The sequence below is a fragment of the Flavobacterium zubiriense genome, assembly GCF_041729725.1.
Taxonomy (GTDB): Bacteria; Bacteroidota; Bacteroidia; order Flavobacteriales; family Flavobacteriaceae; genus Flavobacterium; species Flavobacterium zubiriense.
On sequence record NZ_JBCFQL010000012.1, the window covers coordinates 16840 to 32462 of the forward strand.

Below are 15623 nucleotides of genomic sequence, written 5' to 3' on the forward strand. Positions count from 1 at the left end.
CTATGAGAAAGTTTGACATCAACGAAGATCCACATAGAAGATACAATCCTTTAATTAACGAATGGGTTTTAGTTTCACCGCACCGTTCCAAAAGACCTTGGCAAGGACAAAAAGAAGCAGTAAATACTGTTGCTTTACCAGAATATGATCCGGAATGTTATTTATGTGCTGGAAATGTTCGTATGAATGGTGAAAAAAATCCAGATTACAAAGGTAGTTTTGTTTTCGAAAATGACTTTGCTGCGCTTAAACAAGAACCAATTGATTTTGGTGGAAACGAAGAAGGAAGTTTCTTCAAGGCACAACCAGAAAGAGGAATTTCGAGAGTGGTTTGTTTTTCACCAAGACATGATTTGACTTTGCCAGAAATGGATGTGGATGGTATTGTAAATATTATTCAAACTTGGCAAAGAGAGTATACTGATTTGGGAGCTATTGATTACATCAATCACGTGCAAATTTTTGAAAATAAAGGAAGTGTAATGGGATGTAGTAATCCGCATCCACACGGACAAATATGGGCGCAATCTTCTTTACCAACACAGGTTCAAAAAACGCAAGATAACTTGAAAGCGTATTTCGATAAAAACGGAACAAACTTGTTGCAGGATTATTTAAAAGAAGAATTAAAAGTAAAAGAACGCGTAGTTGTTGAAAACGATCATTTTGCTGCAATCGTTCCTTTTTGGGCAATCTGGCCTTTTGAAACCATGATAGTAAGCAAACGTCATATTACTAAAATCACTGATTTTACCGAAGATGAGGTAGCTGCATTTGCTGTTATTTTGAAACAACTAACCACAAAATACGACAACCTTTTCGAAACATCATTTCCTTATTCTTCAGGAATTCACCAGGCTCCAACAGATGGTGAAGAGCACCCAGAATGGCAATTTCACATGCATTTTTATCCACCATTGTTGCGTTCGGCTTCAGTGAAAAAATTCATGGTAGGTTATGAAATGATGGGAGAATCGCAAAGAGATATTACACCAGAGAAAAGTGCAGAAATGTTGAGAAACTTATCTGAGGTACATTACAAACAAAAATAACTAAACTGATATTTAAAAAAACAAATCATGAAAATACTTGTTACGGGAGGTTTAGGTTTCATAGGTTCGCATACAGTAGTCGAATTGCAAAATGAAGGTTTTGAGGTAGTTGTTATTGATAATTTATCCAATTCATCGGAAGATGTTTTAAAAGGAATTGAAGCTATAACAGGGAAAAAACCACTTTTTGAAAAACTGGATTTAAGAGAGAAATCGGTAGTTCAGGATTTTTTCAAACGCCATTCAGATGTAAATGGAGTAATTCATTTTGCGGCTTCAAAGGCAGTAGGAGAGAGTGTTGGAAACCCTTTGTTGTATTACGAAAACAACATTAATTCCTTAGTATATTTACTTCAGGAATTAGAGAAAAAAGAAAGCGCTAACTTTATTTTTAGTTCTTCTTGTACGGTTTATGGTCAAGCCGAAACCATGCCTATCAATGAAAATTCAGCGGTTCAAACTGCCATGTCTCCTTATGGAAATACCAAACAAATAGGTGAAGAAATCATCACAGATGTGGCTAAAATAAGTGGTATTAATGCTATTTTATTGCGTTATTTTAATCCAATTGGAGCACATCCATCAGTTGAAATTGGCGAATTGCCAATAGGCGTTCCACAAAATTTAGTGCCATTTATCACTCAAACCGGAATTGGATTGCGTAAAGAATTACTGGTTTATGGTAATGATTATCCAACGTCTGACGGGACTTGTGTTCGCGATTACATTCATGTTGTGGATTTGGCCAAAGCGCACGTGATTGCTTTACAACGATTGGTGAATAAAAAGAACGAAGAAAAAGTAGAAACTTTCAATTTGGGAACAGGAGTAGGAAGTACAGTACTAGAAGTGATTCATGCTTTCGAAAAAGCAAGTGGTCAAAAATTAGCGTACCGAATTGTGGACAGAAGAGAAGGTGATATTACTTCGGCTTATGCCAATACGGACAAAGCTAATAAAGTACTGGGCTGGAAAACCCAATTAACCCTGGAACAAGCAATGGAAAGCGCTTGGAAATGGGAACAAAAAATAAGAAGCTAAGCGCTGTTAAACCAAATAATAATTTTAAATAAGAATCTATGAGCTCAAGTCTCGAATTTGCAGATTATGCAGTATTCATCATCTACTTTTTAGTAGTCTCCATCTACGGATATATTATCTATCGCAAACGCGAAAAAAACGAACACGATGCTAAGGCGTATTTCTTAGCAGAAGGAACTTTAACCTGGTGGGCTATTGGAGCTTCACTTATCGCTTCTAATATTTCTGCGGAGCAGTTTATTGGAATGAGTGGAGAAGGTTTCTTCTTAGGGATTGCTGTTGCCGCTTACGAGTGGGTTGCTGCAATTGCATTAATTATAGTAGCAGTTTGGTTTATTCCTGTTTATTTGAAAAACAAGATTTACACCATGCCTCAGTTCTTAAAAACACGTTACAACGATTCAACGGCTTTGATTATGGCTGTTTTCTGGTTGTTTTTGTATGTTTTTGTGAATTTAACTTCCATTTTATATTTAGGAGCAGTTGCTATTAACGGATTAGCAGGAGGAGAATACCTTCATGTTATTATGTTAGGATTAGCTGTTTTTGCTTTGATTATCTCTCTTGGAGGTATGAAAGTAGTGGCTTATACCGATGTTATTCAGGTGGCGGTATTGATTATTGGAGGTTTAGTAACTTCTTATATCGCTTTGACTACAGTGGGAGAATATTTTGGTGTTGGAAAAGATGCTATTGCAGGATTTAATGTCTTGATGGAAAAAGCACCAGAACATTTCAAAATGATTATTCCAAGACCAACAGCTACTTCTACACAATTAGAAATTGATAAATACCTTACTTTTCCGGGGATGATGTCATATTTAGCAGGTATCTGGATTATCAATTTGAACTATTGGGGATGTAACCAATACATCACGCAAAGAGCTTTAGGAGCTGATTTACAAACGGCTCGTACAGGGATTTTGTTTGCAGGTATATTGAAATTATTAATGCCTGTAATTGTAATGTTGCCTGGTATTGCAGCTTATGTTTTATACGAAGGAGGACACTTACCTCAATTAGTAGGAGGAAAAGACGGCGCTTATTCAGCAATGTTGACTTTCTTGCCAACAGGATTAAAAGGATTATCAGTTGCGGCTTTGACTGCTGCTATTGTGGCTTCGTTAGCTGGTAAAGTAAATAGTATTTCTACCATTTATACTTTAGACGTTCATAAAAAATACATTCAAAAAAATGCTTCCGACAGCGCTCAGGTAAATATTGGTCGTTATGCCGTTTTTGCTTCCATGGTTCTTGCCGTATTGTTTACTTGGAATGATGTTTTAGGAATTGGTGGCGTTGGAGGATTTACTTATATCCAAAAATACACAGGATTTATTAGCCCCGGAGTTTTTGCTATGTTCTTTTTAGGGATGTTCTGGAAAAGAACTACAGGAACAGCTGCTATTGTGGGTGTAATTGCAGGTTTCTTATTATCGGTTTTATTCAATGAGTTTGCACCAGCGATGTTTGGAAACGAAACGTTATTGTACACAGCTTGGCCAAATGGTAAAGGTGGTTTCGAAATTCCATTCCACATTTGTATGGGATTGTCATTTGTATTTACAATGTTATTGATGATTGGAATCAGTTTTGCTGGACCAAAAGTAAATCCAAAAGCATTCGAATTGGATACTGAAATGTTTAAGGTAAAACCTCAAACTACAGTATTAATTATCATTACATTATTAATTATCGCTGCTTTGTACGTGAAGTTCTGGTAAGATTAAAAATAATAGTTTTAAAGGTAAAAATGTGGAATCGAATTCGTTTGATTTCACATTTTTTTATGATTGAAATAGAGTTTTTTTAAAATGTATTGTTTTGACATTCTTTGTGGGTACAGGTAAGTGCCTGCGCTAACGATTGTGGTGGGGTCAAACTGAGCGATCGGGCTTTTTCAATTGCGTTTGGCTTTAGCCAGATGACTGGATTATGCAAAACAAAAAAGCTTTAGCCAAATCTTTATTTAGATTTCGGCTAAAGCCTATTGAATATTTTAATTTTAAAACGGGTTAAAACCCGTTTCTATTGATTCTTGTAAAGGCTTACAAGCCATTTCTACTGATTCTTATAAAGTCACAGCTAGCGTAACACTTGTATACACAATCCTTTAATAGTTGTTTTTTTACGGGTACAAGCGGCATGCTTGTGCTATCGGAATTAGGAAATGGTATTATTGGACTTTTATTTTAATCGACTCATAACTATTTGAATTTGAACCTATCAATCCATAAACTGTCTCTCCTTTTTTGATTGTTCTTCCATTAAGATCAAATTGCATTAATTCATTTTTAAAATTTTTATTTGCTGAACTTGCTGCAATCATATTTCCTCCAGCTAAACCAGGACCAACTACAAGTCCTATTGGAGTGGAACTCGTTTGCTCTCCATTTGAGCCAGTTGTATATAAATTCATCGGAGTTAATAGTAAGTACCATAGATAGGAAGCTGGACTCTGTTTAATTGTTTTGAATAATTTTTCTGTCTCAATTAAACTAACCTCATTACCATTTTCATAAGAAAATCTAATATCTTTTCCAAAAACTATTTCTTTTTCAGAATTATTGGTGAGTTTAACAGCTATGAGCTTAATATTATTTTTAGTTTCTTTCTTCTTATATTTTTTTTCTAATAAATCATATTTGTATTCTAGTACAATATTATTTTCAATGCTTTTTGACACATAGTTTATTGTTTCAGGATTTATTTTTTTGTATCCCGAAGCACAAGAATTTAAAAACATTGTGAAAATTAAAAGTGAACTAATTTTAATCATTTTTCTCATTATACTATTTGTTTTAAGTTTTATTTTTATACTTGTTTGAGTTTGCACTAAGCTGCACATTCTTAAGACCAACCTTCTCCCATAGATCCAAAAATCACTGGGATCATCCAAGGAGATTTAACTTTTCAAATATATTCTTTTTTTCTTACAAACAAAATTATTTGTAAAATAATGCACAGTGTCTTTTTTCAAAACAAAAAGGGCTTACTATCCGCCCGTAGTTTGTGCTTTTTGTAATTAATCTTTTTTATTTATTCTAAAAAAACTGGTATTAAGTACCTCTATTATTAGTACGAAGTAGTAGGCCTATTGGTTCGAAGTACAAATACTATTGGTATTAAGTACCTCTGTTATTAGTACGAAGTAGTAATTCTATTGGTTCGAAGTACGAATACTATTGGTATTAAGTACCTCTGTTATTAGTACGAAGTAGTAGGTCTATTGGTTCGAAGTACAAATACTATTAGTATTAAGTACCTCTGTTATTAGTACGAAGTAGTAGGTCTATTAGTTCGACCTACTAATACTATTGGTTCGACCTACTAATACTATTCGTACTTCGAACCAATAAAGCATGTACTAAACACCACTATTGATAGCAAACAATAAAAAAATCGCCTCTTTTATTGCTAAAAGAGGCGATTGTAGGTTTCCAGAACCCTTTTAGGGTTTAAGACCCCGAAAGCGTTGGTTACAATAATCTATTATTTTTTGGCCGCATCAATCAGTTGCTGGATGCTGTCCCAGTTGTAGTAATGAAAGGTCATGCCGTTGCTCATGGCTACAAAAAGTCCGTTTTTATAAGCTCCACCTAAGTTAACATTAGTTACATCGGCGCCATCACATTCTACGGTTGAAGTTGGAATTTCGGCTAATAATGAATATTCATTTGGATTTCCATTGGCTCCTTCTCTTGGATAGACCATAAAGGTATTGGCTTGCTGGTTGGACACCAAAATATAGCCTTCGGTAGCCGATTTTTTGTAAATAGCGATTCCTTCGTTATCGGATTTAAAGTCTTTTTGACCAAAAAGAGCTAATTCAGTATCGTTTTTAGCGGCTGGATCAGCAAGATATTTTCGGATTCCAAATTGCTCATCGCAGTATAAAATAGTTCCTAACTCATTATCCACAGCAATGGCTTCAATTTCTTTTCTGCCGCTGTAGTTTCCAAATTTACGCACCACTGTTGCTCCTACTTTTCCGTTGCCCGCATCGGTCAATTCGTACTGCCATAAATAACCGTTAGTAGGCCCTTCTTTTCGACCCACAACAGCAAATATTTTTTGGTCGCTTGGGCGAGTGTACAAGGCAATTCCCATAGGGCCGCGCATTGCTTCACCTTCAAAAACAGGAATTCCACCATTATCAATAGGTACTAAATCCGGCAGACTAAACACACGAATACTATTAGTTTCACGCTCGGTGGTAACAGCTACGTCCATTTTTTTACCATTAATTACTAATCCGTAAGCAATATCTACATTATTAGGTCTTTGCAAAGAGATTGATTTTTTGATGATTTTTCCTTGCAAATCAAAGGCATACAATCCGCCATTGGTATCTTTGTCTGTACCAATAATAATGCTTTTTGTAGCATCTGCAGGGTTAATCCAGATTGCAGGATCATCAGTATCATGAGGCAAGGCTTGTGTAACCACAGCTGGTTGTAAAGCATCTTTTCTAACGGCTGCCAACTTGCTTCCGCATGAGGCAACGGTTACTCCTAAAAGTACTATGGCGATAAATTTGATTTTCATTTTTATTTTGTTTTTTTAATTGTGGTGGTGTGAATTATTTTTCCGTTTACATCTACTACTTGTGCCAATAAATTCAAATCGTTTAAGGAGAAAGTCATAAAACCAGCTGTTTGTGCAGCAAATAGAGTTCCTTCTCTGCTTCCAGTAGGACGGACTTCGCAAGCTGTACCCGACAAAAACTGGGTAGTATAACGTCCTTTTGGTTTTATAATTTGCAAGTCGTGTTCGTGTCCGCAGAAATAAGCATCCACTTTATATTTATCAAACATTGCAGCAAATTTATTTTCAAAACCCTTCGTATCAGGACTGTCTTTTCGTTTTCCTCCAGTGTATAATGGATGGTGTCCTACTACAATTTTCCACTTGATGGATTTATCAGTGGTAGCTAATTCTTTTTCAATCCATTTTTTTTGAGCAGTGGTATCCTGAGCAATAATGTTCTCATACATATCCGAACCCTTTTCATGGTAACTATCAATAAATGGCGAAGTATCCATCACGACCATCAATACTTTATTTCCATCTTTCAATTCGAAAGTTTTAGAAAAATATGCAGATGGCATGTGCCAGCGGCGGCTGAGTTTAGAATAATCAATCTGAGCCTGAATGTTGCCCCGATAATCATGATTTCCTAAGGCTACATACCATGGATCTTGCAAATTATAATGGGTATAGATACTTTCAAAGGAAGCAATCCAGGAATAATCCTGAGTACTTTGTACGCCATTAGGATAGAAATTATCGCCTACTGCAACCACAAAATCAGATTCGATGGTAGCAGCTGCTTTCCCCATTTGTTGCGCTACTTCTTTTTGGAAAAACTGTCCGTAACGACCAAAATCGCCTATCAATAAGAAATTTAAACTCTTACTTAAAGTTTGCAATTCCGGAATGTATCCGCCCTGATATCCTGAAAGTTCTCTTTCTTCTTGTGATTGTGCTGTTGCAATGACACAAAGCAGTACAAAGAAGACACTATAAATTTTATTTTTCATCCTTTTCTTAAACGAAAAAGTGACAGGATTAAATAATCCTGTCAGCTTTATTCTAAATTATTATGTTAGTTCTAAAAGTCAAATTTCAAACCAAAGTTAAAACGTGCCTGATAGTATTCTACTTGTTTTGTATTTGCTTCAACACCTTGGTAATAACGTAACGGTTGATTGGTTAAGTTATTGGCTTCTGCAAAAAGACGAATGTTTGGGGTAATTTTGTAAGCAGCATTCGCGTCTAAGAAAAATTGTTTGTCATAATAGCTATCTTGATAATCATCAGCTCCTAATTCATCTAAATAATCAGCAGCAAAATTAGTAGAAACTCTAGCAGAGAAACGTTTGTTTTCCCAAGACAATGAACCATTAAACATGTGTGGTGCTGTTCCTGGAAGACTAATGTTTTCTCTTTCGTTTCCATCCTCGTCAGCAATTCCTTTGGCTTCAGATTTGGTATAAGTATAGTTCAAATATACTCCAAATCCTTTTAAAAATTTACTTTCAAAGAAATCCAATTGGCGTTGTAACGCTACTTCAAATCCGTAAACATCTACGCTTTTTCCGTTTCTAGATTGTACAAATGACCAGTTTTCACCCGTTGGGATTGGATTGCTTTGATCTGGAAAATCAGTAGCAAACTTAGCCGTTGTGTATTGGTTATCGCTATAATTGTAGATAAAGTCATTTAATCTTTTGTAGAAAACACCTCCAGAAATCAAACCTACTGACTTGAAATAATTCTCAGCCATGAAATCATAATTATAAGAATAAGTCACATCAAGATCTGGATTTCCAGCAGTAATTTCCATATCGGCAGCAATGTTATTTACAAACGGAGCTAAAGCATAATAATTAGGTCTTGCTAAAGCTGTAGTTGCCGCTGCTCTTAAAATCAAATCTTTAGTAGCATTGTATTGTAATGTAACACTTGGTAAAACATTCGTATAGGTATTAGTTGTAGTAATTTCGCCTTCTAGTTCTTCTTCGTCTAGAACACGGTTTCCTGTATAATCGATATGAGTCGTCTCGGAACGGAAACCTAATACCATTGATAATTTATCATTAAAATCCTGATCCCATCTTACATAAGCAGCATAAATATTTTCTTTAGCATTATAATTTACTGCTAAGAATTCTGACGGATCAGATTCTTTGTCAAATAATGAGGCATTGTTCAAATCTAGATTTCCTAAATAATTAGCTGAAGCAAAAGTTCCTGCCACATATTTATCACCCGGATTGTATCCTTTTCCATCAAAAAAACTTGTTGGAACACCAGATAACAAATCCATATTAGCATTTGTTGGTTCGTAAGAGAAGAAATTGTTGTTTCTCATTTTTTCTTTCATTCTTAACCTTAAACCTGTTCTAAATCTTCCTTTTTCACTCGGAATAATAGTAAAAGGCACACGAATATTTATTTTTGCTCCAAATTCACTTTCTGAGGTATCATCAGTGTTTTCAGATGCTGAATCAAATTCTAAATCATTTAAGGTTTCGCCAGTTGCAGTTACCAATGGAAATTTATTTTCTGAAAAATCCTGAAAAATATCTAAACCTTTTTGACGGTATTCGATATAACGCTCGCCTGGACGGTGTTCTCTGGCTTTAGAATAATTAGTAGACCAATCTAAATCTAATTTAGAATTGATTAAATGCTCTCCACGAAGGGAATAATTTTGCACTCGTTGATCTTCCAATCTTCTGCTTTTATTTCGATTATTATCAATTCCACCTTTAGTTTGACGTCTTGCACGGCCTTCAAATCCTACAATGTTTTCTCCGTCATAAATGGCTTCAATATCATCATAAGTAGTTCTATAACGATTTTCTCTATCGTCTCTCCAATTGTAAATTGCATTGGCAAAAATGGTATTGTTTTCATTAAATTTATAATCTAAAGCAACCGATCCACTTCTACGAATACGTTGTACATCATATCTTCTTATTTCTGCGGCTTGTATAAATTCGTTTCCAAATTCATCTTTTGCCCATTCATTTTCTACGTTATCCGATCCGTAATCTACATTATTATAAGAACCACTTACCACAGCTCCTAATTTATCATTAAAATAACGATTTCCGTAAACAAAACCAGCAGTATAAGATGCTTTTTCACGAATAGGTAAATAACCTCCTGCTACAGTAGCCGAAATACGCTCCCCATTAGGAGTGGCTCTAGTCACTAAATTTACAGAACCACCAATAGCATCCGCATCCATATCTGAAGTTAGGGTTTTATTTACTTCGATAGTCGAAATCATATCTGATGGAATTAAATCCATTTGCACATTTCTGTTGTCTCCCTCAGCAGATGGAATTCGGTCTCCATTTAAAGTTACTGAGTTTAATGATGGTGCTAAACCTCTAATGATAATGTTTCTAGCTTCTCCTTGGTCATTTTGCATCGTAACACCTGGAACACGCTTCAAAGCGTCACCAATATTAGCATCTGGAAAACGTCCAACTTGATCAGAAGAAATTACGTTTCCAATATTTTTATTGTGTTTTTGTTGACTTAAGGCTTTTGCTTGACCTTTTAAGATATCACCCACAACTACTTCATTCAATTCTGTTCCTGAAGCTTTTAAAGAAAAATTTTGAACCGCATTTACTCCTTGATTTACAGTAACTGTAGCAGAACCTGCAGCATATCCTATGTAAGATACTTTAACAGTATATGATCCTTCTTGTACATTTAAGAACTCATAGCGTCCGTTGTAGTCAGAAATCGTATATTTATTCATTCCTTCTAATAGAAGCATTGCACCTGGCAAAGGCATTTTGTCATCGCCATCTAACACTTTTCCGGATATAACCCCTCTTTGGGCATAACCAGCTAGTGCCAGTAAAAAAAACATCACGACTAAATAATTTTTTTTCATTGTTCTTGTTTTAATTAATTTTGAGGCAAAACTAGGCGTCAACCATTAATTTAAACACCGAAAAAAATTAAGCTATTGTTATTAATCTTACTAAATAAAAGATTTTGATTACAATAAAATAACATTAGAAACAGAAACATGTTAAACCAAACTAAGTTTGACCAAAGGAAAGTCTAGATAAAAGACATTGAGTAAGTTCCTAAATACATAAGACATATTTTTGCTCCAAGATTAATTTTTCTAAAACTGGCAGGAGTAAACCCATAAAAAAACTTGAAAGCTGCCGAAAAATGGGATACATCTTTATAGCCACATTTGTATGCTACTTCACCTACATTTGAGACTTCATTTTTAAATAAATCCTTAGCATGTTCCATCCTGAGTTGGGTAACATAGCTTTTTATAGTCACGTTAAAACAAGCTTTAAAACCTTTTTTTAATTTAAATTCATTGAGCGATATTAATCTCGAAAGTTCCGCAAGAGAAGGCGCACTAGTAAAGTTTTTTTCTAAAATTAATTTGGCTTCCAATAGTTTGTTTCTTTCTTCTTCGCTTATTTGTTCCTTGAATTGAGATTTTTCCATTAGAGCATCAAATTGATAAATGAGAAGTTCCTTTATTTTAGCTTCTAGATACATTTTTTTCATGGCACCCTGATAGCTACAATTTTTAATTTCATGAATGATCCACTGAATTCCAGAAGAGAATGGAGCGTATTTAGGGGAAAAATATCCCGTTTTTTTCTGATTGATTTTTTCAGAGAATTTTTTATGAATAGCCCAATCTTCATTAATCAATTTAGAATAAAATTCAGGAGATACAATAATCGACAGATAGTTTATTTCTTCGAAAGCAGGAATTTTGAAAGTAGCATTTAACTTAGAAGCATACAAAATATTGTGTGTGTTTTGAGTCAAAAATTGCTCTCCTTCTATTGCTTCAATATGAGCTTCTATATTATTAGAACAAATAAAATTCATCACTATCGCCTCATCCATCATTTTGTTTTGAATAGTTTGCGGATTGGAAAGAAACAGCTTAATGTCCAATATCAAAATTCCTTCTGTTATTTGATTATGAATAGTAATCTCTCCAATCTTATCCTTGTTTATAGTCATTTTTTGTTCTATAAAATGACTTTTCTCATTGTAAAAATCACCCGTTTCAATCAATATGATGGGTTCTTGCTGTCCTAGAATTTCCGATTTGAATTTCAAAATAATAATCCGTTTTTACAAAGTAATAATCCGTTTTTCCCTATTCATCTTCTGGATGCTGATAGTATTTTTGCGGCAAAGTTATTTATAATAAATCTAATTAAGAATAGTTTTTTAATAAAAAACGCATTTTAATCTAACAATGAACACAAAACCACTTTTTTATATAGTAATTTTCTTGTTTTCGGTAGCTGTTTTTTCACAAGAAAAAAAAGTGGATGAAAAAGTGACAAAATCCGAAAAGAAAATCAAAAAAGACTTAGAAGCAGAAGAGTTAAAAGACGTAAAAATCATAGGAAAATCACACAAACAAAAAGTAGAAACGAGCGGTTTTGCAGTAAATATTATTGAAACCAAAGAAGCATCTCTAAGAAACTTGACTACGAATGAATTACTAGACCGATCAGTAGGTGTGCGTGTAAGGCAAAATGGAGGAATAGGCTCTAATGTAGAATATAATCTTAATGGTATGTCAGGAAGCACTATAGGAATCTTCCTTGATGGCATCGAAGTTTCTACTTTTGGTTCTTCTTTCAATCTAAACAATATACCCCCCTCAATGATTGAGCGTATAGAAGTTTACAAAGGAATTTTACCTTCTCATTTAACTGGAGATTATGTAGGGGGCGCTATCAATGTAGTTTTGAAAAAAGATGTATCACAAAACAATGCAACTGCTGCTGTATCTTATGGGTCGTTCAATACTTTCCAGTCCGATTTAAGCGCAACCTATCGTGATAAAAAAACAGGGATTTCTTTTAGAGGTTCAGGCTTTTACACATACACTGACAATAGTTATGAAACATGGGGAAGATCTACAACATACGTGAATCAAGGTCAAGAGATTATTAGACCGTATCGCGCAAAAAGGTTTAACAACGACTATAAATCTGTTGGGGGTCGTTTTGAAGTTGGTTTTACAGATACTAAATGGGCCGATCAATTTTTTATTGGATACAATGGATCCAGTAACTATACAGAAATTCCTCATGGAACCACAATGGCAGTACCTTATGTGGGTCGATTTAATGAAACTGATGCACATGCTTTAATCCTAAATTACACTAAAAAAGATTTTCTATTAAAAGACTTGGCTTTAAATATTAATGCTGTACGAAGTAACAGAAGTACCTACATTCAAGATACGGTTGGGCTAGCTTATAACTGGGATGGAAAAGTAAGAACCAGACCTGTCTTAATACCTGTTCTTGATGAAAATGGTAATGAACAATCAACAACAGATGAAAATGGTAATCAAATACCAGTAACCGAAACAATACATGTTCCATTAAATACACTTCAAGGAGGTCAACAAGGGCCAAAAACCATTACCAATACCGATAGAAAAATTACCAATACCCGTTCTAATTTAGGGTATATGATTACTCACGGACATCGTATTTCATTGAATCACAAATATGAATCAACAGATAGAAAAGATGAAGATTTATTGAATCCAGGTGCTAGAGACCTAGCGACTAAAAGTATTGTTTCTAAGCATATTATCTCCATGAATTATGAAGCAGAAACCTTTAACAGAAAGGTAAGAACTAATATTCTAGGAAAATACACTAACAATCGTACCGATCAAACAAGATATGAGATCGTTTCTAACGGAGGTGCAAATACAATAGTTAAAAAAGATACGACTAGAACGGATTATAATTTTGGTTACGGAGCTACAATTTCTTATAATATAATTCCCAATCTTTTTATCATTGGCACAACAGAGAACTCTTATATCATGCCTGCCGAAAATCAATTGTTTGGAGCTCCCGAGATCAATATTCTACCAAACCTTGGATTAGATCCAGAAAAAAATGTTAACTACAACCTAGGTTTCCGTTATGGAGCATTAGATTTTGGCAAACATAAAATCTCTTTTTATGCTAATGCTTTCTGGCGTAATGGTTTTAATAAAATTACGCAACAAGTTGTTGATGCCTCAGACCCTGAGTTTGAAGAAGAAGATGCCGACATACAAACCACCCGATATGTAAATCTTGGCAAAACACAAGCAAGAGGATTTGAAGCGGAAATTATTTATATCTACAATAACAGATTAAATGCTTCTTTGAATTTTTCCAAATTCAATAATGTATTCAAACAGGAAACAGACAATAATGGTGAGGCACATAGCTTTTTTGGTCAACAAGTACCTAACGAACCTTATTTTACAGTTAACGCCAACTGTCAATACCGATTTAATGATGTTTTCCAAAAGAAATCCATACTTAACGCATATTATACGATGGGCTATGTGGGTGAATATTACATAGTGTGGGGACAACCTGACTGGTCTTTAACACCAAACCAATTTATACATGATTTAGGTGCAAGTTATCGTTTTCCTTCTAAAAAATTAGTAGCTAGTATTGATGTAAAAAACATATTTAACGCCGAACTCTACGATAATTTTCAAATACAAAAACCCGGTAGAGGAATCTATTTCAAATTGAATTACACTTTTAGTAAATTTTTATAATCAAATTAATAAATATCATGAAAAAAAATCTATTTAGAATAGTATTATTTAGTACTGTTATTTCAGCCCTGACATTAGGAAGCTGTAGTAATGATGACAACAGCAATGATCCAGGAACTGATCCTGTAGAAGAAGGTACACGTTGGATTTCATTAACAGGGTCGTTTCCTGATGAAGATGGAAGTGCTGGAAATGGAGGTACACGTGCCTATGCTATTACACCAGAGAATGCTACTGATCCAAATTATGAAGTAGACCTTTTTAAAATGAATGGTGAGGCTTATGTAAATGGATTTGCCTTAAAATCGAGCCGTACTGCCCGTGTTCAAGCGTCAGAAGATGGTAAATTTTTATACAATATCCAATACACAGGAACTGAAGGTGGTGTATTCAACAAATACCAAGTTTTAGGGGCAGGACAATATAAAGAAGTAGGTTCTGAGGTAAATACTGCTTCTATTTTAGGAACATCTCCTCGCTGGGTAAAAGCTGCCGAAGGGATTGGAGTAGGAGTGTTTGCAGGTTCTGCAACATTAACTTATGGAGGAACTGCTCCAAACTTTGTTTATAAAAACAGAGATAGCGAAGTAAAAATCGCAACAATAGATTTAAATAATACTTACATTATTAATACTGCTATATTTAATTTTCCTTGGACAGATGAAGAAAGAGCAGCTGGTTATGGTGTAAGTCGTATTGATGTTCCTATATTAAATGCGGCTAAAAACAAACTATATATTGGTTGTAATGTAAGTAAAGTAGACCCTACAAAAGCTCCAACTATTGATGCTAATGGTCTACCTGTATGGCCATCTGATGCTGCTAACATCAATGGTACAAAAACGTTAGTAGTAGATTATCCTTTATTAAGAAATGCTAAGGTTATTACTTCTACTTTAACAAAGACGAACAACCACGGTTACCGTACTATGACACAATATGTTGGGACTGATGGTCATGTTTATCAAGCTACCGCAACTGGCGGTGCAGATATCCTACGTATTAGCAAAACGACTAATGATTATGATGCATCTTATCAGTTCAATCTAAATACTGCATTAGGTATAACTGGAGCTCAAATAAAAGCCTGGAGATATGTTAAGGATGGAATTGCTGTTGTTTTATATACAATTACTGGTACTAGTGGTGGATATGTTGCCTTAGTAAATTTAACTGATAAAACTGCTACTAAATTAACAACCGAAATTGAAACAGATGCAGGATTAACTACAACATTAGGTCAATACCAAAACATTGGTGTTATTGGAGACAACGTATATCTTCCATTAACTCCTGCTGGAAAAGATGGCAATATTTATATTGTAAATACAAAAACTAAAGCTATAACAAAAGGAGCTAAACTGAAAGCAGCTTCTGGTAGTTTCTACCTAGGTGCTTACTAA

At 34.6% G+C, this 15623-nt stretch carries 10 protein-coding genes; 5 read left to right on the plus strand and 5 right to left on the minus strand.

Annotation, left to right across the window (positions count from 1 at the left end):
* Positions 1–2: 2 nt before the first annotated feature.
* The 3 genes from AAGV28_RS11675 to AAGV28_RS11685 are packed head-to-tail and all read left to right on the plus strand — an operon-like array spanning position 3 to position 3817.
* Positions 3–1052: a UDP-glucose--hexose-1-phosphate uridylyltransferase gene (locus AAGV28_RS11675; RefSeq protein WP_373406990.1), complete on the plus strand. Its 1050-nt coding sequence runs from the start codon at positions 3–5 to the stop codon at positions 1050–1052.
* A 27-nt stretch (positions 1053–1079) separates the two neighbouring features.
* The gene (galE, locus tag AAGV28_RS11680; RefSeq protein ID WP_373406991.1) at positions 1080–2093 is read left to right on the plus strand and encodes a UDP-glucose 4-epimerase GalE; all 1014 of its coding nucleotides are present in this window, start codon (positions 1080–1082) and stop codon (positions 2091–2093) included.
* 38 nt (positions 2094–2131) lie between these two features.
* Positions 2132–3817, plus strand: a complete 1686-nt coding sequence (locus AAGV28_RS11685; RefSeq protein WP_373390333.1) for a sodium/sugar symporter — start codon at positions 2132–2134, stop codon at positions 3815–3817.
* 452 nt (positions 3818–4269) lie between these two features.
* On the opposite strand, the gene AAGV28_RS11690 is transcribed toward AAGV28_RS11685, so the two are convergent.
* The 5 genes from AAGV28_RS11690 to AAGV28_RS11710 form a co-directional block, all read right to left on the minus strand.
* The gene (locus tag AAGV28_RS11690) at positions 4270–4881 is read right to left on the minus strand and encodes a hypothetical protein (RefSeq protein WP_373406992.1); all 612 of its coding nucleotides are present in this window, start codon (positions 4879–4881) and stop codon (positions 4270–4272) included.
* Between the two features lie 704 nt (positions 4882–5585).
* The gene (locus AAGV28_RS11695; RefSeq protein ID WP_373406993.1) at positions 5586–6641 is read right to left on the minus strand and encodes a phytase; all 1056 of its coding nucleotides are present in this window, start codon (positions 6639–6641) and stop codon (positions 5586–5588) included.
* A gap of 2 nt (positions 6642–6643) precedes the next feature.
* A complete protein-coding gene (locus tag AAGV28_RS11700) occupies positions 6644–7636 on the minus strand; it encodes a metallophosphoesterase (protein ID WP_373406994.1) in 993 nt (330 codons plus the stop codon).
* Between the two features lie 71 nt (positions 7637–7707).
* Positions 7708–10518 (minus strand): TonB-dependent receptor, encoded by a 2811-nt coding sequence (locus AAGV28_RS11705; RefSeq protein ID WP_373406995.1) that lies wholly within the window; start codon positions 10516–10518, stop codon positions 7708–7710.
* 173 nt (positions 10519–10691) lie between these two features.
* Complete coding sequence (locus tag AAGV28_RS11710; protein ID WP_373406996.1) at positions 10692–11735, minus strand: helix-turn-helix domain-containing protein; 1044 nt, start codon at positions 11733–11735, stop codon at positions 10692–10694.
* A 142-nt stretch (positions 11736–11877) separates the two neighbouring features.
* Here AAGV28_RS11710 and AAGV28_RS11715 point away from each other — a divergent pair, with 142 nt between their 5' ends.
* A complete protein-coding gene (locus tag AAGV28_RS11715; protein ID WP_373406997.1) occupies positions 11878–14220 on the plus strand; it encodes a TonB-dependent receptor in 2343 nt (780 codons plus the stop codon).
* Positions 14221–14237: 17 nt separating this feature from the next.
* Positions 14238–15623 carry a hypothetical protein gene (locus AAGV28_RS11720; RefSeq protein WP_373406998.1) on the plus strand — a complete coding sequence of 462 codons (1386 nt, stop codon included), beginning with the start codon at positions 14238–14240 and terminating at the stop codon, positions 15621–15623.